At 61.8% G+C, this 21,089-nt stretch carries 20 protein-coding genes and 2 pseudogenes; 19 read left to right on the top strand and 3 right to left on the bottom strand.

The genetic code is table 11. The features are described from left to right. Nucleotides 1-106 precede the first annotated feature (106 nt). The 14 genes from AC1DXM_RS04245 (at nucleotide 107) to AC1DXM_RS04180 (ending at nucleotide 14,300) form a co-directional block, all read left to right on the top strand. Nucleotides 107-991, top strand: coding sequence for a substrate-binding domain-containing protein (locus AC1DXM_RS04245; RefSeq protein WP_477231890.1), 885 nt, complete (start codon nucleotides 107-109; stop codon nucleotides 989-991). Nucleotides 992-1,054: 63 nt separating this feature from the next. Beyond that, nucleotides 1,055-2,020 (top strand): dihydrodipicolinate synthase family protein, encoded by a 966-nt coding sequence (locus AC1DXM_RS04240; RefSeq protein ID WP_477231889.1) that lies wholly within the window; start codon nucleotides 1,055-1,057, stop codon nucleotides 2,018-2,020. Nucleotides 2,021-2,023: 3 nt separating this feature from the next. Beyond that, nucleotides 2,024-2,800, top strand: coding sequence for an enoyl-CoA hydratase-related protein (locus AC1DXM_RS04235; protein ID WP_477231888.1), 777 nt, complete (start codon nucleotides 2,024-2,026; stop codon nucleotides 2,798-2,800). Between the two features lie 77 nt (nucleotides 2,801-2,877). Next, on the top strand, nucleotides 2,878-4,491 hold the full coding sequence (locus AC1DXM_RS04230; RefSeq protein WP_477231887.1) for a GMC family oxidoreductase: 1,614 nt from the start codon (nucleotides 2,878-2,880) through the stop codon (nucleotides 4,489-4,491). Nucleotides 4,492-4,511: 20 nt separating this feature from the next. Further along, nucleotides 4,512-4,796 carry a muconolactone Delta-isomerase family protein gene (locus tag AC1DXM_RS04225; protein WP_477231886.1) on the top strand — a complete coding sequence of 95 codons (285 nt, stop codon included), beginning with the start codon at nucleotides 4,512-4,514 and terminating at the stop codon, nucleotides 4,794-4,796. Nucleotides 4,797-5,412: 616 nt separating this feature from the next. Further along, entirely contained in the window at nucleotides 5,413-6,567 is a 1,155-nt protein-coding gene (locus AC1DXM_RS04220) for a GNAT family N-acetyltransferase (protein ID WP_477231885.1), read from the top strand. A gap of 22 nt (nucleotides 6,568-6,589) precedes the next feature. Beyond that, on the top strand, nucleotides 6,590-7,417 hold the full coding sequence (locus tag AC1DXM_RS04215; protein WP_477231884.1) for a MurR/RpiR family transcriptional regulator: 828 nt from the start codon (nucleotides 6,590-6,592) through the stop codon (nucleotides 7,415-7,417). After that, nucleotides 7,401-8,288 carry an N-acetylmannosamine kinase gene (locus AC1DXM_RS04210; RefSeq protein WP_006205620.1) on the top strand — a complete coding sequence of 296 codons (888 nt, stop codon included), beginning with the start codon at nucleotides 7,401-7,403 and terminating at the stop codon, nucleotides 8,286-8,288. The genes AC1DXM_RS04215 and AC1DXM_RS04210 overlap by 17 nt, the downstream gene beginning before the upstream one ends. 87 nt (nucleotides 8,289-8,375) lie before the next feature. Continuing rightward, nucleotides 8,376-9,092, top strand: coding sequence for an N-acetylmannosamine-6-phosphate 2-epimerase (locus AC1DXM_RS04205; protein ID WP_006205621.1), 717 nt, complete (start codon nucleotides 8,376-8,378; stop codon nucleotides 9,090-9,092). Beyond that, nucleotides 9,089-10,105, top strand: coding sequence for a Gfo/Idh/MocA family protein (locus tag AC1DXM_RS04200; RefSeq protein ID WP_477231883.1), 1,017 nt, complete (start codon nucleotides 9,089-9,091; stop codon nucleotides 10,103-10,105). The genes AC1DXM_RS04205 and AC1DXM_RS04200 overlap by 4 nt, the downstream gene beginning before the upstream one ends. A 65-nt stretch (nucleotides 10,106-10,170) precedes the next feature. Then, nucleotides 10,171-11,463: an ABC transporter substrate-binding protein gene (locus AC1DXM_RS04195; protein ID WP_477231882.1), complete on the top strand. Its 1,293-nt coding sequence runs from the start codon at nucleotides 10,171-10,173 to the stop codon at nucleotides 11,461-11,463. An 81-nt stretch (nucleotides 11,464-11,544) separates the two neighbouring features. Next, nucleotides 11,545-12,417 (top strand): carbohydrate ABC transporter permease, encoded by an 873-nt coding sequence (locus AC1DXM_RS04190; protein ID WP_477231881.1) that lies wholly within the window; start codon nucleotides 11,545-11,547, stop codon nucleotides 12,415-12,417. Further along, nucleotides 12,417-13,229, top strand: a complete 813-nt coding sequence (locus AC1DXM_RS04185; protein ID WP_477231880.1) for a carbohydrate ABC transporter permease — start codon at nucleotides 12,417-12,419, stop codon at nucleotides 13,227-13,229. Before AC1DXM_RS04190 ends, AC1DXM_RS04185 begins: the two co-directional genes overlap by 1 nt. A gap of 9 nt (nucleotides 13,230-13,238) precedes the next feature. Continuing rightward, nucleotides 13,239-14,300, top strand: coding sequence for an ABC transporter ATP-binding protein (locus tag AC1DXM_RS04180; protein ID WP_065518282.1), 1,062 nt, complete (start codon nucleotides 13,239-13,241; stop codon nucleotides 14,298-14,300). Nucleotides 14,301-14,730: 430 nt separating this feature from the next. Here AC1DXM_RS04180 and AC1DXM_RS04175 read toward each other — a convergent pair. The 3 genes and pseudogenes from AC1DXM_RS04175 to AC1DXM_RS04165 all read right to left on the bottom strand — a co-directional run. Further along, nucleotides 14,731-14,892: pseudogene (locus AC1DXM_RS04175) on the bottom strand (type II 3-dehydroquinate dehydratase); the annotation flags it as partial. Nucleotides 14,893-14,962: 70 nt separating this feature from the next. Beyond that, a pseudogene (locus AC1DXM_RS04170) lies at nucleotides 14,963-15,220 on the bottom strand (amidase family protein); the annotation flags it as partial. A gap of 330 nt (nucleotides 15,221-15,550) precedes the next feature. Next, nucleotides 15,551-16,462 carry a LysR substrate-binding domain-containing protein gene (locus AC1DXM_RS04165; RefSeq protein WP_192257066.1) on the bottom strand — a complete coding sequence of 304 codons (912 nt, stop codon included), beginning with the start codon at nucleotides 16,460-16,462 and terminating at the stop codon, nucleotides 15,551-15,553. 114 nt (nucleotides 16,463-16,576) lie between these two features. Here AC1DXM_RS04165 and AC1DXM_RS04160 point away from each other — a divergent pair, with 114 nt between their 5' ends. From AC1DXM_RS04160 to AC1DXM_RS04140, 5 genes are read left to right on the top strand one after another with little or no spacing between them, the layout of a single operon-like run. Continuing rightward, on the top strand, nucleotides 16,577-17,680 hold the full coding sequence (locus tag AC1DXM_RS04160; protein WP_192257065.1) for a glycine cleavage T C-terminal barrel domain-containing protein: 1,104 nt from the start codon (nucleotides 16,577-16,579) through the stop codon (nucleotides 17,678-17,680). A 29-nt stretch (nucleotides 17,681-17,709) separates the two neighbouring features. Further along, nucleotides 17,710-19,335: an acyl-CoA synthetase gene (locus AC1DXM_RS04155; RefSeq protein ID WP_477231879.1), complete on the top strand. Its 1,626-nt coding sequence runs from the start codon at nucleotides 17,710-17,712 to the stop codon at nucleotides 19,333-19,335. Beyond that, nucleotides 19,332-19,700 carry an acyl-CoA dehydrogenase family protein gene (locus tag AC1DXM_RS04150; RefSeq protein ID WP_477231878.1) on the top strand — a complete coding sequence of 123 codons (369 nt, stop codon included), beginning with the start codon at nucleotides 19,332-19,334 and terminating at the stop codon, nucleotides 19,698-19,700. The genes AC1DXM_RS04155 and AC1DXM_RS04150 overlap by 4 nt, the downstream gene beginning before the upstream one ends. Then, complete coding sequence (locus AC1DXM_RS04145; RefSeq protein ID WP_477231877.1) at nucleotides 19,697-21,022, top strand: acyl-CoA dehydrogenase; 1,326 nt, start codon at nucleotides 19,697-19,699, stop codon at nucleotides 21,020-21,022. The genes AC1DXM_RS04150 and AC1DXM_RS04145 overlap by 4 nt, the downstream gene beginning before the upstream one ends. Then, nucleotides 20,970-21,086 carry an acyl-CoA dehydrogenase C-terminal domain-containing protein gene (locus AC1DXM_RS04140; RefSeq protein ID WP_477231876.1) on the top strand — a complete coding sequence of 39 codons (117 nt, stop codon included), beginning with the start codon at nucleotides 20,970-20,972 and terminating at the stop codon, nucleotides 21,084-21,086. The genes AC1DXM_RS04145 and AC1DXM_RS04140 overlap by 53 nt, the downstream gene beginning before the upstream one ends. The last annotated feature ends 3 nt before the right edge of the window (nucleotides 21,087-21,089 follow it).

The raw sequence follows: 21,089 nt of genomic DNA, 5'->3' as shown, positions 1-21,089 counted from the left end.
GCGCTTTGGAGCCTGAAATGAAAAACAATGGAGGAGTGAAAAAATGACCAGTCGCAGACATTTCCTACGCACCACGGCTCTTGCCGCCACCCTGGTACTGGGCGCCATGATGCCGGGCGCGGTCTTGGCTCAGGACAAGATCAAGATCGGCTTTAGCCAAGGCACAATGAACCATCCTTGGCGCGTCGCCATGGTGGAGGGCAACAAGAAGTACGCGGCCGAGCATTATCCGGATGTCGATCTTATCGTCACCGACGGCAACAACGATGCTTCCAAGCAGGTGGCGGACGTCGAAAGCCTGATCGCACAAGGCATCAAAGTGCTGATGATCTCGCCGCTGACGGAGCAGGCACTGACGCCGGTCGTCAAGGAAGCAATGGATGCCGGGATCAAGGTTGTGACTCTCGACCGCAAGGTCAACACGCCCGTCACCGTTCATGTCGGCGGTGAGAACCTGCCGCTCGGCGTTGGCGCGGGCGAATTCCTTGCGAAGAAATTGAATGGCAAGGGCAACATCATCGAGTTGCAGGGTACGGCTGGGGCATCGGCCACCATCGATCGCAACAAGGGGTTTGCGGAAGCGATCGCAATGCACCCGGACATGAAGGTGGTCGCATCGCAGAACTGTGACTACACCCGCGACAAGGCGGTGAAGTTCATGGAAGACATGGTGCAGCGGTTTGGTCCCGGCCAGATCCAGGCGGTATACGCGCACAATGACGAAATGGCACTCGGCGCTATCCAGGTGTTGGAGGCCGCCGGCCGGCTCAATGAAGTGGCGGTGGTCGGTATCGACGGTCAGGAGACTGCTTTCGAGGCGGTCAAACAGGGCAAGCTCGCCGCAACCTTCGTTTATCCGTTCGTGGCGCCGGAAGGCATCGAGACCGCTTACAAGGTGGCCAAGGGTGAAGAGGTCCCGGAGACGATCACCTTGCCAACGGTCTCAGTGACCCCGGATAACATCGCCGACATGATCGGCAAGGGCTTCTAGGTCCTCCCTGGGCAACGGGACGCCGCACTGGCGCGGCGTCCCGAAATTTCAAATAGGAACTGAATGATGAGCGACAAGAAACCGTTTTCTGCCCATGGCGTCATTCCCGCCTGCCTGATGCCGTTCACCGCCGATCTGGCTGTCGATGAGAGCGCCTACCGCAAGCACCTCGCTGACGTCTCCTCAGTCGAAGGCATTTCCGGCATCACCATCAATGGTCATGCGGCCGAAGTGCACGCGCTCACCATCGACGAGCAATACCGCGCGATCGTGGTAACCAAGGATGTGTTGCAGGATCAGGTTCCGACCATTGTCGGTGTCTACACAAACTCCAGCCTCGAGGCCGCGCGCATCGCCGCTTATGCTGAGCAAGAGGGGGCGGACGCGCTGCTGGTTTTCCCGCCGGACTTCATGACGCTGGGTGGGCACCTGCGGCCAGAAATGATCGTCGAGCATCTGAAGCGCATCACCGATGCGTCCAACCTTCCCATCATCCTGTTCCAGTATCCGCTGGCATCAAACCTTGCCTACCCGCTCCAGACATTGCTCGACCTCTGCCGTCGTTTTCCCTCGATCGTCGCGATCAAGGACCAGTGCGGCGATGGCAATTTGCATGAACGCCAGATCCGCGAATTGAAAGCTCTCGACCGTCCGGTCAACACCCTCACCACCCACAGCGCCTGGTTGCTCGGCTCGCTGGCGCTTGGCTGCGACGGGCTCCTGTCGGGCGCCGGCAGCGTCATCGCCAGCCTTCAGGTCGCGCTGTACCGTGCCGTGCAGGCAAACGATCTCAAGACTGCCAAGGCGATCAATGACCGCATCTATCCGACGGTGCGGGCCTTTTATGACGCGCCGCTTCTCGATATGCACAATCGCATGAAACAGGCGCTGGTGCTGCTCGGGCGACTGGACGAAGCTCATGTCCGGCCGCCATTGATGAAGCCAAACCCCGCCGAGATCGAGAAGATCCGGGGACTGCTGGCTGCTGCCGGATTGAGCGCGGAGACGCTTTACAGGAAGGTCGCCTAATCGATGATGGATCGCCTCGTTCAGGCAGTGGAACCGGCGCCCGGCATCCGACTGCTGACGCTCAACCGGCCGGACAAGCTGAACGCGTTGTCCAAAGCGCTGCTAGCCGAATTGAGCCAACTGCTTGCTGGCTATGACGCCGACACGGAGGTTGGGTGCGTGGTGCTGACGGGTGCCGGTCGCGCCTTTGCGGCGGGCGCCGACATCTCTGACATGCTGGAACGCGGCGTCGCCTCCTATACCGATCCGGAGCGGCTGGCATGCTGGCGCGCCATTGAGGGCTTCTCCAAGCCGATTATCGCCGCCGTGAATGGCTATGCGCTGGGCGGCGGGCTGGAGCTTGCGCTGCTGTGCGACATCATCATTGCCTCGCAGGCAGCTCAATTCGCGACTCCTGAAATCAAGATCGGCTCGTTTCCCGGCGATGGCGGCACGCAGCGTCTGCCACGCCTCGTCGGCAAATCCTTTGCCATGCAGATGGTCCTGACCGGCGACATGGTCGATGCGACCCTCGCCGAGCGCAAAGGATTGGTCAGCGAAGTCGTGCAGGCCGAGAGACTCTTGCCACGGGTGCTGGAGATCGCTGCTGCGATCGCCGCCAAGTCGGTTGCCATCACGCCGTATGCCAAGAAGGCCGTTCAGGCGGCATTCGAAACAGAACTGCAAAGCGGGCTCGAGATCGAGCACCGGCTGACCGTCGAGGCATTCGGCAAGGAGGACCGGATTGAAGGGCTGCGAGCCTTTGCCGAGAAACGGGCGCCAGCCTTCAGGGGCAAATAGGACTGAGGGAGCAAGGTCCGCCCGGGTTTCGTTGCGCCGACGGAGAAGGCGCCTTAGGGCGCGAGTGGAGGCAGAATATGTGGGATTACATCATTGTCGGCGCGGGCTCGGCCGGTTGCGTGCTAGCAAACCGCCTGTCCGAGGATCCTGACGTCAAGGTCCTGCTGCTGGAGGCTGGCAGCAGGGATTGGAATCCGATGATCCACATTCCTGGCGGCATCGGCAAGCTGTTCGGGCCGGGCGTTAACTGGCGGTTCCACACGGTGCCGCAGAAGAACCTCGACAACCGCTCCATCTGGTATCCGCAAGGCAAGACGCTTGGCGGCTCAAGCTCGATCAACGCGATGATCTACATCCGATGCCAAAAGGAGGACTACGACAATTGGGCAGCACTCGGAAACGACGGTTGGGCTTATGAGGATGTCTTGCCCTATTTCCGTAAATCCGAGGACAATGATCGGCTCGCCAATCGCTATCACGGGCAGGGCGGTCCACTCGCAGTTTCGGATCAGGTCGGCCCGCACCCATTGACCCGGGCCTTTGTCCGCGCCGTGCAACAATATGGCCTGCCGTTCAATCCCGACTTCAACGGCGACACCATGTATGGCGCCGGCTTCTACCAGGTCACCTGTCGCGATGGCCGCCGCCGCTCGTCAGCCGTCTCCTATCTGCATCCCGTCAGTAGGCGGCCCAACTTGACAGTCAGGACCCATGCCCGGGTCACAAGAATCGTTGTCGAGAACGGCCGCGCCGTCGGCGTCGAACTTTCCGAGGGGAAATCGCGGAAAGTGCTGCGGGCCGGAAGCGAGGTGATCGTATCGGCAGGAGCCATCAACTCGCCGCGCCTGCTGATGCTGTCCGGTATCGGCCCGGCCGACGCGTTGAAAGCTCTCGGGATCGCTCCGATCGCCGATCTCAGCGGTGTCGGCCGGAACCTCCAGGATCATCTCTGCACCAACGTCCATCTGACGCTCAAGGACCCGATCAGCTATGACGGCCAGGATCGCTATCCTAAGGCGCTCCTGCACGGCATTCGCTGGCTGCTCTATCGCAACGGCCCTGCCGCCTCGGTCATCGTCGAGGGCGGAGGCTTCTTCCAGAGCGAGGGAGCGAAGCGGCCCGACCTTCAGATGCACATCGCGCCAGCATTGGTGGTGCGCGGCGGCCAGACGCGACTGGATGGGCATGGTTTCACCATCAACTCGACATTCCTTCGACCGCGTAGCATCGGCTCGGTGAAGCTGCGCTCGTCGAACCCCGCCGACGAGCCGCTGGTCGACCCCAACTACCTATCCGATCCCTACGATCGCGGCATGGCACTGAAATCAGTACGGATCATCCGGGACGTGCTGGCGCAAAGTGAAATCGCCAAGTTCGTCAAGGTCGAACGGCTGCCTGGGCCGGCTGCGAAAACCGACGAGGAACTGATGGCCTACATCAGGCAATATGCCTGCTGCGACTATCACCCTGTTGGCACCTGCAAGATGGGTGTCGACGAGACCGCAGTCGTCGATCCCGAACTGCGTGTGCGCGGACTCGACGGTTTGCGGGTGATCGACTCTTCGATCATGCCAGTCCTGATCAGTGGCAACACCAATGGGCCAACGATGATGATCGGCGAAAAGGGCGCCGATCTGGTCAAGGGGGTCCGGTCTGCACATGCCCGCCACGTGATCGCAGCAGTAGCGTAAGTCTTCGGAGACCCACGCCGATGCAATTTCTTGTTTTGTCTCGCCGTCGAACGGACCAGTTCAGCGACGCTGATTTCGAACGCCTATTACCGAGCGAGGGTGCACAAGCTCGCCATCTCTATAGCATCGGCTTCACGCGCCAGATCTGGCATCGCGGCGACATGCCCGGCGCTTGCCAGGTGGTTGAGGCAAAGGATGAGGGTGAAGTTCACGAGACGCTGGCGACGCTGCCGCTGGCGAGGGCAGGGATGCTCGATTTCGAAATCGTCCCGCTTAAGCCCTATGCCGATTTCAGTCTGCCGTAAGGTCTGCTGTTGTCGCCGAGTGTACAACGCCGCCTTTGGCGCGAAGCGTCCTGGCTCGGACAACCGAGAGTAACTTACTACGGCTAATATTGCGTCGCTGGCGGAATGCGCCTCTCGGGCCAGTCCTTTCCGGAAGCGGACCGTCTGCTTCCGGCCCCAATGCGGCCGCCCTCATAGCGCTATGGTTCAACATGCGTTTCGCCGCTCGTATGGAAACTAGTCGTCTTGTTGGTCCGATGGTTCGCCAGACCATACGAGAGAATACGAAGGAAACGGCTTAGCGAACCATCCGCTAACGTATTGATTTTCTGTAGAAAACGGTGACCTCAGCGACTAGCATGATCGTTATTTGTCAATGGGTTACGAAGCGGTTCGCCCAAGTTGATTCAAGAAGCTGGTCCAGCTACTTGCTGATCGCATTTATCTTCTACCGAACGGCAGCTTTGCGCCTCATCCGGTCGCGGCGTTCAATCATGATGCGCCCCAAAAAGCAGACGCGGCCAAGCCAAAATCGACCAGCTGAAACTTACAACGCCTTGCAATCCATCGCTAAAGCGATGCCGAGACGAATTTGTCGGGGTTGAGCAGCCCCATTGCGCGTCCTCATTTTCCCGCTATGATGAAAAGCGTCATGAGTAGGGATAGTATGAAAAAAAACTTCACAATTGAGGCGGCGACTAATGAAGATGTCACGGATATCGCGAGCTTGTTGAGCTGGGCTTTCGCTTTCAGCAAGGCGCGTTCGCACGCATACATCATCAACATTGGGATCGAGACGCTGCGGCTCTTGCGCGGCGAGGACGGCCGTCCGGTGGTGTGCGCGGCGCTGCTCGAGACGGCTCATGTCTTCCATGGCAGGCCGGTGCGGGCGGCCAACATCGCCCATGTTGCGATTGCGCCGGAGCGTCGAGGGCAGGGGCTCGCCGTGCCGTTCGTCGATGCACTCTGCGAGGAAGCAAAGGCGAACGGCGCAGGCATAGCTTCGCTCTTTGCCTCGACGCGGCCGGTCTACCGCAGGGCCGGCTTCGAACTCGCCGGCCACGAAATCGTCTACGAGGCCGAGACGGCAGCGCTGCCCTCCTCGAGTCGTCTCGCCTTCGAGCGCGTCGAACTCGACGATCCGCGCCTTGTCACCGCCTACACCGAAAAGACGCTTCGGGAATCCGGCCTCCTCACGCGCGCGACCGCGCACTGGAACGAGTTGCGACGCACCCCGACCGACGCGCTCGCCGCCTATCTGGCCATGGGTGCGTACATGATCCTCGACATGGGCAACAAAGCCTGCCTCGATGTGAGGGACTGGCACGCGGCCTCGCCAGAAGCGGCGCTTGGCCTGCTCTCTTTCCTCGCCCGGTTCCGCTCGGTCTATCGAACGGTGCGCTGGCACGGCGCCCCGCAGGACGATCTGGTGACGGCGATGCCGGACAAGGGCTGGCGGCTTGCCTATCAGGAGGAGTGGCTGTTGCGGGTTCTCGACCCCGTCGCCGCCTTGCGTCAGCGTGGCTACCATGTCGACCAGGCAAGGCTGGCGCTCCGCATTGGCGATGCCGCGTTTCAGGTTGAGATCGTCGGCGGTGGGGTCCAGGTAAGCGACGGGGGAACCGGTCCGGCGGTGTCGATGCAGGCGCCGGCTTTCGTGCAGCTGTTCACGGGCTTTCGCAGCGCCTCGAAACTAGCGCAGTATGGGCTCCTCGCTGGCGACTCGGCTGACATACGCCGCTGTGACCAGCTCTTCGCCGGACCGCCGCCCTGGGTGGCGGAGCATTTTTGAACCAACGCACGCAGGAACCTTCATGACACACGCGCTGATAGCTTCGCTGAGAGCAGCGGCGGGCGACATGACGCCGGCGCTGGCGCGCGTCGCCGAGATGGTGCTGGCGCAGCCCGACGCAACATTGCGCCAAAGCATCACCGAACTAGCCGAGGTGTCTGGATCGTCGGAGGCGAGCGTCATGCGCTTCTGCCGCGACCAGGGTTTTACAGGTTTCCAGGATTTCAAGCTCGCCCTGGCCAAGGAACTGGCGACTGACGAGCGTGCCAGGGACATCGGCTCGCCGACCGACGATATCCAGCGACTGGTGGAAACCGCTATTATCTCGTTGCGCGAGACCGAGCAGTTGATCGTGCGAGAAGACATCGCCACCGCCTCGCGGAAGCTGCTGGGCGCGACCGCGGTTGAGTGCTTCGGCATCGCCGCTTCTGCCGTGACGGCGCAGTACCTCGCCTACAAAATGACCCGCATCGGCAAGTTCAGCCGTGCGATGGGCGACGCGCATCTGGCGGTGATGGCGGCGGGAACCGCCCAGCCCGGCACGGTGCAAGTGGTGATCTCGAGCTCGGGCTCGACCATCGATGCCGTGCGCATCGCCGAGCTCGCGCGTTCCAAGGGTGCCTTCGTCATCGGCATCTCCAATCGTTCGAAGAGCCCGCTGATCGCCGCCTGCGACCTGGCGCTGATCGCCTCCTGGCCGGAGACGCCGCTTACGGGCGGCGCCTTTCCTTCGAAGATCAGCCAGTTGCTGATCGTCGATGCACTGGTGGCCGAGATGACCAGGCAGGATCCGAAGCGGTTGGTCGAGCTCAGCCGTACGGCGGAGGTCGTGAGTGACCGCAGCTTCTAACCTGCCGGTGCTCGCCATCGACATTGGCGGCTCCAAGATCGCCATCGCTGAGGTGAGCGGCGGCAGTGTTGCCAACCGGCGCCAGGCGCCGACGCCGCGCACCGGCAGGGGCGACGATCTCATCGCAGCCATCGCCGAGCTGGCGCCGGACGGGGGCTTCGGTGCGGTCGCCGTAGCCACCACCGGCATTGTGCGAGACGGCGCACTGACCGCGCTCAACCCTCAGACCCTGCCGATCGAGGACGGCTACCCGCTGGCTTCGGCGATCGAACGCGCCTTCGGCACGCCGCCGCTCGTCGTCAACGATGCGCAGGCGGCCGCCTGGGCCGAATTCACGCTTGGCGCCGGTAAGGGGGTTCGCAACTTCGCCTTCTTCACCGTCTCGACCGGCATTGGCTGCGGACTTGTCGTGGATGGCAGGCTGGAGAGCGGCGCCACCGGCCTCGCCGGCCATGTCGGGCATACGCGCTCCGGGCCTGGCGGCATTCTCTGCGGCTGCGGCCGGCACGGCTGCCTGGAGACCGTCGCTTCCGGTACCGCGCTCGCACGGCTCGGCAGCGAACGCCTCGGCCGCAAAGTCGCGGCGCCCGATGTGTTCTCGGCGGCGACAGGAGGCAACAGCGTTGCCACCAAGATCATTGCCAGCGCGGTCGATGCGCTGGTCAACGGCTTCGCCGACCTGACGGCGTCGGTCGATGTCGACTGCTTCGCCATTGGCGGCGGCGTTGGCCTCGCGCCTGGCTTCATCGAAGCGCTGCGGGTGCGTTCGCTCGACCTGCCGCGCATCTTCCAGCGCCCCATCGTCGCCGCGCAAGCCGGCGCCGATGCTGGGCTGCTGGGCGCTGCCATGCTCGCCCGATTGAGAAGATGATGGAAATTTTCATCCAAAATATTTTCTTGACAAAAACTTTCATCGACGTTTGATTAACGGGGTAATGCTCTACCAGGAGATGCCCCGGTGCAGGCCAAGCAGGGCGATTTGTTCGCCACACTCGATGGAACGATGGTCGTGTCCTGCCAGGCCGAGGCCGGCATGCCGCTCGACGCTCCCGGCCACATCGCGGCCATGGCATGCTCCGTCGTGCTGGGCGGCGCATCTGGCATCCGTATCGAAGGCGCGGCGAACATCGCCGCTGTCCGCAGGATGGTGAAAGTTCCGGTCATCGGCCTGATCAAGGCCAAGCGCGACGACACCGAGGTCTACATCACGCCCTCGCTCGACGATGTCGCTGCGGTTGTCGAGGCCGGCGCCGACATCGTCGCCATCGACGCCACCAGCCGGCCGCGTCCGGCCAGTTTGAAGGATATGTTCGCCGCCATCGCGGCAAGGGGGCGGCTCTCGATGGGCGATGTCGCCACGCTGGACGAAGGCCGGCGAGCGCTCGATGCCGGCGCCGACCTCGTCAGCACCACTATGGCCGGCTACACGGATTACTCCAGCGAGCAGCGCGGCCCCGCCTTCGACCTGATGGAGGAATTCGCCCGCGCCGGCCTGCCCTTCGTCGCCGAAGGCCGCATCTGGAGCCCGCAGGAAGCCGTCCGCTGCTTCGAACTTGGAGCCCGCTTCATCGTTGTCGGCGGTGCCATCACCCGGCCCGATGCCGTCACCCGCCGTTTCGCCGACGAAGTCGCCGCCTGGAGCGCCCACCCGCAATTGAAAAGGAACCCCAAATGATCAAGCGCCGCCGCGTCGCCGTCATCGGTGCAGGCTTCATGGGTTCCATGCATGCCGGCATCTTCGCCAACATGGTGGGCTCCGAACTCGCGGCCATCGTCGACCCCAACCGCGTGCTTGCCGAGGCCGTCGCGGCGAAGGCACCCGGCTGCAAGATCTATGACAGCCATCAGGCGTTACTCAGCACGGAGCGCGATCTCGATCTCGTCTCGATCTGCACGCCCGACAACCTGCATCTGGCGCCCGCCGTTGCGGTGGCGGAAGCCGGCATCAGCATCTTTGTCGAGAAGCCCATTTCCTCCAAAGTCGAGGACGCCAAGGCCATCATCGCCGTCTGCGAGGCGGCCAATGTCAAGCTCGGCGTCGGTTATCTGCTGCGCTTCGACCCGCGCTACGCCGCCGCCAAGGAACTGATGATTTCGGGCCGGATCGGCGAGCCGATCCACATCTATGCCCGGCGCAACAGCGCCCGCACCGAAGGCCCGAAGCGCTATGGCGGCAAGCTGCCGCTGGCACTTCATGTCACCGTGCATGACGCCGACATGGTGTTGTGGATGCTCGAAGGCCAGCATCCGGTCTCGATCTATGCCCAACAGACCGACCGGCTGCTTGGCAGCTCCGGCACACAGGACAGCATCGCCGCCATCGTGCGCTTTTCCGGCGGCACGGTGGTCAATTTCGAAAGCGCCTGGTCGTTGCCCTCCGGCGCACGCCACATGATCGACGCGCGCATGGAGGTCATCGGCACCGATGGATCCTTCGAGGTTCAGTGCGGCGACAGCGGGCTCTACTTCGCTAGCAACGAGGGGTCTCGAGAGATCGACACCCAGCACTGGCCTTTGCTCAACGGCCGCATCGACGGCGACCTCGCGCGCCAGCTCGGCGGCCTGATCGACTGGCTGGACGGCGCGGCGATGCCGATCGCCACCGGGCAGGAAGCCCTTCGTTCGCTCGAACTCACCCTTGCGATGATGCAATCGGCCGAGAGCGGCGAAATCGTGCGCCTCGGTTGAACTCAGGCAAACCGACGACGCGAAACTGAACGAGGCCAAGCGGCCCAACAATGGGAGACGAAAACATGCCTAGCAGACGCAATCTACTGATGCTTGGCGCGGCCGCCGCCGCGCTCGCGCTTGCAGCCCCGGCCTCGGCCGATGATAAGCCCTTCAACGGCGTGCAGATCTCGGTGCTGCTCGAGGGCCATCCGACCACCGACGCTATCCAGAAGATGCTGCCGGAATTCAAGGACAAGACCGGCATCGATGTGGCGATCGAAGTCGTTCCCGAGGCCGATATCACGGCGAAGGAGCTTTTGGAGTTCTCCTCCAAGTCCGGCCGCTACGACGTCGTCCAGAACAACATCATCTACCTGCCGGGTTTCGTGAAGTCCGGCTACATCGTGCCGCTGGACGATTTCCTGGCCAAGCACAAGGATAATTTTGACAAGGCCGATTTCGTGCCCGGCTACTTCGACACCAACGTGCTCGACGGCAAGGTCTACGGCCTGCCGGTCTATGGCGAGAGCACCTTCGTCATGTACCGCAAGGACCTGTTCGAAAAGTACGGGCTGGCGGCGCCCAAGACCTTCGAGGACATCGAGAACGCCGCAAAGACCATCTCGGAGAAGACCAACAAGGAGATTGCCGGCATCACCATGCGAGGCCAGCAGGGCATCCAGGGCGTCTATGTCTGGGCGGCCTATCTGTGGGGCTTCGGCGGCTCTTTCCTTGGCGCAGACGGCAAGTCGGCGCTGGCGACACCGGAAGGCATCGCCGCGCTCGACGCCTTCACGAAAGTGCTGAAGGACTATGGCCCGGTCGGCGTCGCCAATTTCGGCTGGGAAGAGAATCGACTGCTGTTCCAGCAAGGCAAGGCGGCGATCACGCTCGATGCCACCGTCAACGGCGCCTACAATGAGGATCCTGCGGTCTCGACGGTGGTCGGCAAGGTCGGCTACGTGCCGGTGCCGATGAAGTCGGCCTCGCCGAAGGGTGGCTCGTCCTCGCTGGCGGTGCATTCGATGTATGTCTCGGCCGAATCCAAGAACCAGGAGGCGGCAGCACTCTTCGCCGCCTGGGCGACCGCCAAAGAGCAGCAACTGAAGTCGATCGAAACCGATCCGAACTCCGGCGTGACCTCGCTCTCGGCGCTCAACAGCGACAGTTTCGGCAAGCGCTACGGCGCCTTCAAGGAAGGCATGATCGCCGCCATCAACGCCGGCAATCCACAATATCTGCCGACAGTGGAACAGGCGAACGAGATCATCAACAACACCGGCATCGCCGTCTCCAAGGCGCTCGCCGGAACCGCAAGCGCCGCCGACGCCCTGAAGGAAGCCGACGACGCCAACAACGCCGCACTCGCCCGCTAAGGCGAAGAGGCGTGCCCTGCCGCGTGCGCTCCCTGTGCGCGGCAGGGCGAGATCAATGGCGAGGTTGATGGATTGAGCACCGTGGCCACAGCGTCGGATCCGACCAGGCATTTCTTCCAGCCGGTTATCGTCTGCCTCACCGTGGCTTCGGTGGCGCTGACGCTGTTCGTGATCTGGATATCGCTGCACGACCTCTCGCTGATGCGGGCGGGGCGGGAAAAATTCATCGGGCTGGACAACTATCTCCGCTTCCTCGGCGATCCGCGGGCGATGGCCGCACTCTGGCGTACCGTGCTGTTCACGACGCTGGCCACGGTGATCGAGATCGCCCTCGGGCTTGCGGTGGTGCTTTTCCTCGACCGGGATTTCGCCATGAAGCGGCTGGTGCGGACGCTGCTTCTGGTTCCCATCATCATGACGCCGGTGGTGGTCGGCCTCACCTGGCGCTTCCTCTTCGACCCCGCCACCGGCATGGCGAACTACCTTTTGTCGCTGGTCGGCATCGCCCAGGTCGACTGGCTGGGCAGCCCGCGGATCGCGCTGTTTGCGGTGCTGATCGCCGACATCTGGCAATGGACGCCTTTCGTCATCCTTCTGGTGATGGCGGCGCTTGAATCGGCACCGACCGATCCGCTCAACGCCGCCCGCGTCGACGGCGCCCGCGAATGGCAGGTCACCTGGTATGTGCTGCTGCCGATGCTGCGCCGGGCGCTCGCCATTGTCGCGCTGATCCGGGCGATCGACAGCATCAAGGCCTTCGACCTTTTCTACATCATGACCCGCGGCGGCCCGGCGCTGTCGACCGAGACGCTGAACTATTACGGCTACATTGTCGCCTTCACCAATTTCGACATTTCCTATTCGCTCGCCATCGCCATCATCCTGACCATCTTCACCAACGTCGCGCTCTTGACCATGTACAGCGTGCTGTTCCCCAAGACGGGGGACCGCTGATGGTAAGGCGTGCGCTGTTCTATGTCGGGCTTGTCCTGCTTTTGCTGGCGGTGCTGTTCCCGCTCTATTGGGTGGTCGTCACCTCCTTCAAGACGACGCGCGATGCTTTCGCCATCCCGCCCGTCTGGCTGTTCAGCCCGACGCTCGACAACTACCGCACAGTGTTCGCCAATCGCGGTTTCCTCAGCGCTTTCGCCAACTCCTTCATCATCTCGATCCTCTCAAGCGCGCTTGCCGTGGCCATCGGCTCGATCGCCGCCTACGGGCTGGCGCAGCAGCCGGCCGAGCTGCGCCGCTCAAAGGAAAAATTCATCCTCAGCCTGCGCATTGCGCCGGCGCTGCTTTTCGTCATCCCGATGTACTATCTGGCGACCCGCATCGGCGCGCTGAACAAACACTGGTTGCTGATCGCGGCCTATGCCTTCGTCAACGTGCCCTTCGCCATCTCGCTGCTGATCACCTTCTTCGACGACATTCCGAAGGAATTGCGCGATGCCGCCCGCGTCGACGGCGCGCGCGAGTTCAGGGTCTTCTGGCACGTCTATCTGCCGGCGGCGCGGGGCGGCATCGTCGCCACGCTGATCCTGTGCGTGCTGTTCACCTGGAACGAGTTCTTCGTCGCTCTGGTGCTCACCGGCCGCGACACGCAGACGCTGCCGGTTTCGATAACCTCGTTCCTGACATTCCAGGGCATCCAGTGGGGCGCGCTGACCGCGGCCGCCACCCTTATCATGCTGCCGATGATCGTGCTCGGCGTCCTGGTGCAGGGGCAGATCGTACGCGGCATGACGCTTGGCAGCGTGAAGGGATAGGAAGTTTCGATGGCGCAACTCTCGATCAGGTCGGTATCGAAATCCTACGGCGCGGTTCAGGTTCTGGACGACGTCTCGGTCGAGGTGGAGGAGGGCTCGTTCGTCGTGCTGCTCGGCCCGTCCGGCTGCGGGAAGTCGACGCTGCTGCATGCGGTCGCCGGGCTCAACCCCATCGATTCCGGCACCATCGTCATCGGCGACCGCAACGTCACCAACCTTCCCGCGCGAGACCGTGATGTCGCCATGGTGTTCCAGTCCTACGCACTCTATCCCACCATGACGGTGGCGCAGAACATCGCCTTTCCGCTGAAGATGCGCGGCCTCGACCGCAGAACTTCGGACGAGAAGGTCGCGGGTGTAGCGCGGCTGCTGCAGATCGAGCCGCTCATGTCACGGCTGCCGCGCGAGCTTTCTGGCGGTCAGCGCCAGCGCGTCGCCATCGGCCGGGCGCTGGTGCGCGATCCACGCCTGTTCCTGTTCGACGAGCCGCTCTCAAACCTCGACGCCGCCTTGCGCACCGAGCTCCGCGCCGAGATCAAGCGCCTGCACCAGTCGATCCGCCGCACCATGGTCTATGTCACGCATGATCAGACCGAAGCGTTAACGCTGGCCGACAAGATCGTTGTGCTGAAGGCAGGCAAGATCGAGCAGACCGGCACGCCGCTGTCGCTCTACGACGATCCAGACAATGCCTTCGTCGCCGGCTTCATCGGCACGCCACGCATGAATTTCCTCAAGGCGACGGTGGCGGATGACGGCAAGGCACTGCTCGCTGGCGAGGCGAGGGTGGACATAACGCATCTGGCAACGAGGCTGGAAAACGGCCGCGCCGTCACACTCGGCATCAGGCCCGAACATCTCGACGAGAAAGATGGCGTGACACTCTCGCTATCAGTCGACGTCACCGAACGCTTGGGATCGACCTCCTACGTGCACGGCGCCCTAGCGAGCGGCGAGAGCGTGGTTGCCGAACGGCGCGAGGACCAGCCGGGTTTCGGCGAGACAATCACGCTGCGCTTTCAGCCGACCCGCGCGCGGGTGTTCGATGGAGAAGGAAGCCGCATTCGCTGACGCTCCACCCAGATTTGTGCACATTAAGTTCGCAAGGGAGAGAGGGGCTTCGGTCTGAAGCATCCGTAAGCGGACTGTCTGCTCGCGGCCCCAAACCAGCCGCGCTCGTCACGGGTTCATCGACCCCTTCTTGTGGGATGAAAGTGACACCGCGTGCATGGAAACTAGTCCTCCTCCTGGTCCTTAGGTTCGCCAGACCATACGAGAGAATACGAAGGAAACGGGTTGGCGAACCATCCACTAACGTATTGATTTCCCGTAGAAAACGTTGACCCTCCGGGCCCACCATAACCATTGATTTCATTGCGTAAATTACGCGAAGGCCCACGGTTGGCCCACGCTGGGCCCACGGTCGGCGCTGGCGCCAAAATGTCGGCCATTCCGTATCCTAACCGCTGTTCTCAGGGAAGCCCGTTGGGTCATGGTCACCTCAGCCCTTGTCCGCCGCCTTGATCATTGTCGCCGCGCGCCGGATGGCAAGCTGGTATCCTTCCGTTCCAAGGCCGCAAATCACGCCGTCCGCGCGGTGCGAAACGAACGAATGGTGTCGAAAGCTTTCGCGCTTGTGCACATTGGAGATGTGGATCTCGATCCCACAGGCGCGAATGGGTGAAGCCGGCGCAAGAAAATTCAGGCGTTGTGGTTCGGCCCATGACGACCGCCCCGGCATCGATCAGATGCTCGTTCACCGGCGATGTCACCGAGGCGACCTCATTTTGAAAGATCAGCGAACCGAATGTCGTGATCTTGCCTGCAATCAAGCTCTCATCCTTGATGGCCACGGGAATGCCCTCAAGTGGCCGCACGTTCGTACCGCTGCTGTATCGGCGTTCAGCCTCTTTTGCCGCGGCGATCGCATCGTCGGCATACAGAAATGAAAATGCGTTGATGTCGGAGCCGACTGCCGCGATGCGCTCCAACTGCGCGTTAAGAAGCTCGACGGGTGACAAGCTTTTCCGCGAGCGCTTCAGTGGCGGATAAATAGCAGAGTTCCAAATCGCTCAAGCTTGTGCTCCGATGAATAACCGCTAGTCAGCTGCCGACTGCGTTGGGCAGGCTGACCTGAGATGGTATTATCATCGGATCGTTGACCTCTATCCTTCCCGTTTCGGGTCAGTGCCCACTTATTGGGCATTTTGTATCGTTTCGGAGTCCATCGCGTCGGATGGCCCTCGCCGTTGGCGGGGGCCACCACCTGATGCGGCTGCTGAAGCTGATGGTCATCGCCGCGAGCGCTGCCTCATGGACGTTCAGCTTGCGTGCTTGTTGGCGTTTTCCGACTTCTGTACGGCGGACAGCAGCCATTCGACAAACAACGGGGCATCTGGATGGCGGCTGCTGCCTGCTGGTTGGATCAGATGAAACGCTTCATCGATAGGCACCGCGAGAGGAAACGGCGCTATCAATCGGCCGGAGGCCAGGGCATGTCCGGCAAGGGAACTGCGGCCCAGTGCTACGCCTGCACAGTCCGCCGCCAACTCAAACGCCGTCAAGGACGAGTCGAGATGCAACCCTGAACCGGCATCGACTTGCTGGGCTCCAGCCGCCTTTAGCCAGATGCCCCAGCCTTCATGATAGCCCAGCACGTGCAACAGGCGATGATGACGCAGGTCCTGCGGACTGTTCAGAGGATTGCGGCTAGGCAAGTCGGGTGCGCAAAGGGGCGTGATGGTTTCCCAAGTTAGGCGATGGCTGTTGAACCCAGGCCAGTGTCCGGTGCCGTATTGGATGTCGAGATCGAAGTCCTGCGCGTCAAAGGCGTCATTCCAGACGCTCGACAGCAAGCGGATGTTCTTGCCCGGATAACGTTCGAGATATTCGGGCAAGCGCTGAGCCAGCCAATTGACGGCGAAGGAAATGGCGCATCGCACAGTCAGCGAGCTGGTCCGGCGCTGGCCAAACACCTCACGCGTACCGATAGCCAGCCGTTCCATCGCATCCTGCACCTTGGGCAGATAGGCGGCGCCAGATTTGGTGAGCTCCAGGCCGCGCGGGCGGCGGATGAACAGCACATGGTGCAGATGGTGCTCCAACGACTTCACATGTTTGGACACCGCGGCTTGCGTGATGTGCAATTCGGAGGCGGCATGGGTGAAACTGAGCGTACGGGCCGAAGCCTCGAATGCGCGTAGCCATGTCAGAGGCGGGAGGTAACGGTTCATAGCGCGCTCCAAAACACAGCCATAACTTTTTGTATAGGCATGCCCCCCTAATACGTCCTTTGACGAAACCCCGCCAGCCGGATCATTGGTTGTCGACCATAGGGGGAGGGGCCGATGTTTTCAGTTTTCCCAACGGCGCGATTGCGGCCGTCACCGTTTTACGCCTCGGCCGTCGCCGAAGGTATGACCGCGGCCAGCATCTATAACCGGATGATCATGCCCACGTCTTATGGTGATCCCGAGGCTGAATACTGGCGACTGATCAACGGCGTCTCTCAATGGGATGTCGGCGTGGAACGCCAGGTGCAACTGAAAGGGCCGGATGCGGGCCGCCTGGCGCAGATCCTGTCACCGCGCGATCTGTCCAACTGCAAAGTCGGTCAGGGCAAATATGTGCCGCTATGCAACCATAGAGGCACGATCATCAATGATCCGATTCTGCTGAAGCTGGCGGATGACCTTTATTGGCTATCGATTGCCGATAGCGACATCTGGTTTTGGGCCAGCGCCATTGCTGCCGAACGTGGCCTGACCGTCGAGGTCAGCGAGCCTGACGTCTCCCCGATGGCGCTGCAAGGGCCGAAAGCCGAGGATGTCGTGGCCCATGTATTGGGCGATTGGGTTCGACAGCTGAAGTATTTCTGGTTCAAGGAAACCGAAATTGAAGGCATTCCGGTGGCCGTTCAGCGGTCTGGCTGGTCCAAGCAAGGTGGGTTCGAGATCTATCTGAAAGACGGGACTCGGGGCACTCAGCTTTGGAATATCTTCAAGGAGGCGGGCCAGCCCTGGGGCATCGGCCCAGGCGCTCCTGCCACGGCGGAACGCACCGAAAGCGGGCTTGTGTCGGTCGGTGGTGATACCGACGAGGCGACCAATCCGTTCGAGGTGCGTCTGGGCAAGTACGTTGATCTTGATGTCGGCGATGACGTCGTGGGCATCCAGGCGCTGCGCCGGATCAAGGCGGAGGGTGTGAAACGCCATCAGCTCGGTATTGTGCTTAAGGGCGATGCCCCTGCTCCCCTGGGCTTCCGCCGCCAAGACATCATCCGCAATGGCCAGCGCATCGGCATGATGACCAATTGCGTCTGGTCGCCGCGTCTGAAAGCCAACATCGGCTATGCGCTGATCGACGCAGGCGTGCCTGCAGGCGAAACAGTGCAGGTGATGCGCGATCAGGGGCCGGTTTCTGCCAACCTCGTAGTGTTGCCTTTCCTGTAACGCCGGGACCTTGGCCATAGGATCAGAGCATGAGACAGCACTACGACGCCGCCCGCCGCGATGACGCCAATTACGTGGCCCTGTCTCCACTGTCATTCCTGAAAAGGGCCGAGTTGGTCTACTCCGGGCGCACTGCGGTGACTTATGGCGACATAAGGCGCACATGGGCACAGACTGGCGCTCGCTGCCGTTCGGTGGCGGCGGGGCTGGCGGCTTTGGGCGTGGGGCCGGGGGACACGCTTTCGGTGCTGTCGCCAAACATTCCTGAACTCTTCGAACTGCACTATGCCGTACCCTTGTTGGGGGCTGTTTTGAACACGATCAACACCCGCCTGGAGCCGGAAACCGTCGCCTATATCCTGGCGCATTCGGACTCGACGCTGGTGATTGCCGATACAGCCTTCGCGCCCCTGCTGCGTGAAGCCTTTCGATTGAATGGCAACACGCTCCCTGTGGTTGATATTGTCGATGCGCAGGCACAGGCTTCTGCTGGGTTCGGCGAACGCAGCTATGAGGATCTGGCGGCTCATCCTCCCATGGTATGGGAGTTGCCCAAGGATGAGTGGCAGGCGCTGGCGCTGAACTATACTTCGGGCACTTCGGGGCGGCCGAAGGGCGTGATTTATCATCACCGCGGCGCCTATCTGATGGCGATGGGGACGATTGCCGCATGGGCCTTGCCGCAGCATCCGACCTACCTGTCAGTCGTGCCCATGTTTCACTGCAACGGCTGGACGCATCCTTGGTCGATGGCGATCGTCGGAGCCAACATGGTTTTTACCCGCGATGCCTCGCCTGGCAAATTGCTGGAAGCCATGGCGGCGCACCGCGTCACCCATATGGGAGCCGCCCCCATCGTGCTGCAGATGCTATGCGACAGCCGAGATGCTTCCGCGCAGCCCTTCAATCCCCAGATCAGGGTCATGACCGCGGGTGCACCGCCTCCGCCCGCAGTTCTGGAAAAGGCCGCGCAAATGGGTCTGGATGTGATGCAGGTGTATGGACTGACCGAAACCTACGGTCATATTTCCCAATGTCTTTGGCAGGACGAATGGGAAGCCCTGTCTGTTTCTGCAAGAGCTGAAAAACAGGCGATGCAGGGCGTCGCCTTACCGATGGTCGAAGACATCCGCGTGGTCGACAGAGAAACGGGCGCGGATGTGCCGCGCGATGGACTGACGCAGGGTGAGATCGCCATTCGCGGCAATACGGTGATGAAGGGATATTACAAGGACGCGACCGCCACCGCGGCGGCCTTCGAGTCTGGCTGGTTCTGGTCCGGCGATGCCGCGGTGGTGCATCCAGACGGTTATATTCAAATCCGGGACCGGCTGAAGGATGTGATCATCTCTGGTGGGGAAAACATCTCGTCGGTCGAGGTCGAGTCCGTTCTATACCGACATCCCGCGATCAGCGTTGCGGCTGTGGTGGCCCGTCCGCATCCGAAATGGGGCGAAAGCCCATGCGCCTTTGTTGAACTACGCGAGGGCGCGAGCGTGACCGAGGCGGAAATCATTGCCTTTTGTCGTGCCCATATCGCGCATTTCAAATCACCGAAAACCGTGGTGTTCGGCCCTTTGCCAAAAACCGCGACAGGCAAGATTCAGAAGTTCATTCTGCGGGCGGCAGCCCGTGACCTGGGGCCTCAGGCATGACTTTTGAAGCACCGGTCAAGGACCTGATGTTCAATATCGCCCACATCGCGCCATGGTCGGGCGATGCGGTGAATGATCTCGAGACGGCCTCAGCCGTCCTCGAAGAGTTCGGCCGCTTTTGTGCTGAGGAAATCGAGCCGCTCAATGCAGTGGGCGACCGCATCGGCTCGCATTATGACAGAGGTCGTGTCCAAACGCCGCCCGGCTTCCGTGAGGCCTATGCCAAGTTTGTGGACATGGGCTGGCAAGGGCTGCGTCACCCGTCGGAATTCGGCGGGCATGATATGCCCCGCGCTGTCGCCGCTGCCGCTACCGAAATCATCAACGCGGCCAATATGAGTTTCGCGCTATGCCCCCCCTGTTGACCGATGGCGCGATCGAGGCGCTTCTCCGTTTCGGGTCGCATGAAATCCAACAGACCTATCTGCACAAGCTGGTTTCCGGCAGATGGACCGGCACGATGAATCTGACCGAGCCGCAGGCGGGCAGCGATCTGGCCTTGATAAGGACAAGGGCCGAACGCCAGGCGAATGGCACCTATCAGATCTCCGGAACAAAAATCTTCATCACCTATGGCGAGCATGATCTGGCCGAGAATATCATCCACCTCGTCCTTGCTCGAACGCCTGGCGCGCCCGACGGCGTCAAGGGCATCAGCCTATTTCTCGTGCCGAAACTTCTGGTGGGCGAAAGTGGCGAACCCGGCGCGCAAAATTCGCTCCGCTGCCAAAGCATCGAACACAAGCTCGGCGTCAGGGCGAGCCCGACGTGCATGCTGGAATTCGAAGGCGCCACCGGCTTTCTGATTGGCCGCGAAAACGCCGGGCTGGAAATCATGTTCGCGATGATGAACGCGGCCCGCTTCGCCGTAGGCGTTCAAGGGGTTGCGATAGGCGAGCGTGTCTATCAGATGGCTCTGGCCTATGCAAAGACCCGTATCCAGGGCCGCCCAGTCGATGGTTGCGCATTCGAGCCAGTTCCCATTATCCGTCACCCGGATGTCCGCCGCATGCTGGCGCATATGCGGGCCACGACCGAAGCGTGCCGGGCCCTTGCCGCCTCGGCCGCCGGATGGCAGGACCGTGCACAGTTAGCGGCGACGCCGGAACTGAGAGCAGAGGCCTTGGCGATAGCGGAATTTCTTGTGCCGCTGGTCAAGGGCTTCTGCACGGAGATGAGCCTACAGACAGCTTCAACCGGGGTGCAGATTTATGGTGGCATGGGGTTTATCGAAGAAACCGGCGTTGCCCAGCACTACCGCGACGCACGAATCTTGCCGATCTACGAGGGCACAACAGCCATCCAGGCCAATGATCTGCTAGGCCGCAAGACGCTTCGAGACGGTGGAACAACGGCGAGACGTATCGCTGCAATGATAGCTCAAACAGAAAATGCCCTTCGGCAAGGCTCGCCCGCGGCGCAAGAGATCGCAGCGCAGCTATCTTGCGCGCGCGAAGCATTCGAGTCCGTCGTGGCCCATCTGGTTGCTGTCAGGCCAACGGATCTAAACGCCGCTTATGCAGGCGCCGTGCCCTACCTGATGCTGGCTGGCAATCTTGTCGCGGGCTGGCAACTGGCACGCTCGGTCCTTGTCGCCGAAGCGGGACTGAAGGACGGTGGAGATCCCGAGTTTCATGGCGGGCAAAATCGCCACGGCCCGGTTCTACGCGCAACACATTCTCAATGAGGCCGACCTTCAGCGAGCCCGCGTCATGGACGGCGCCGCAAGCCTGTTGGACATCGGATTCTGAGTC

This window comes from Mesorhizobium sp. P3_A2, from assembly GCF_056403115.1.
Note: the sequence above shows the minus strand (reverse complement) of the source record. Positions and strands in the feature narration are given on the sequence as shown.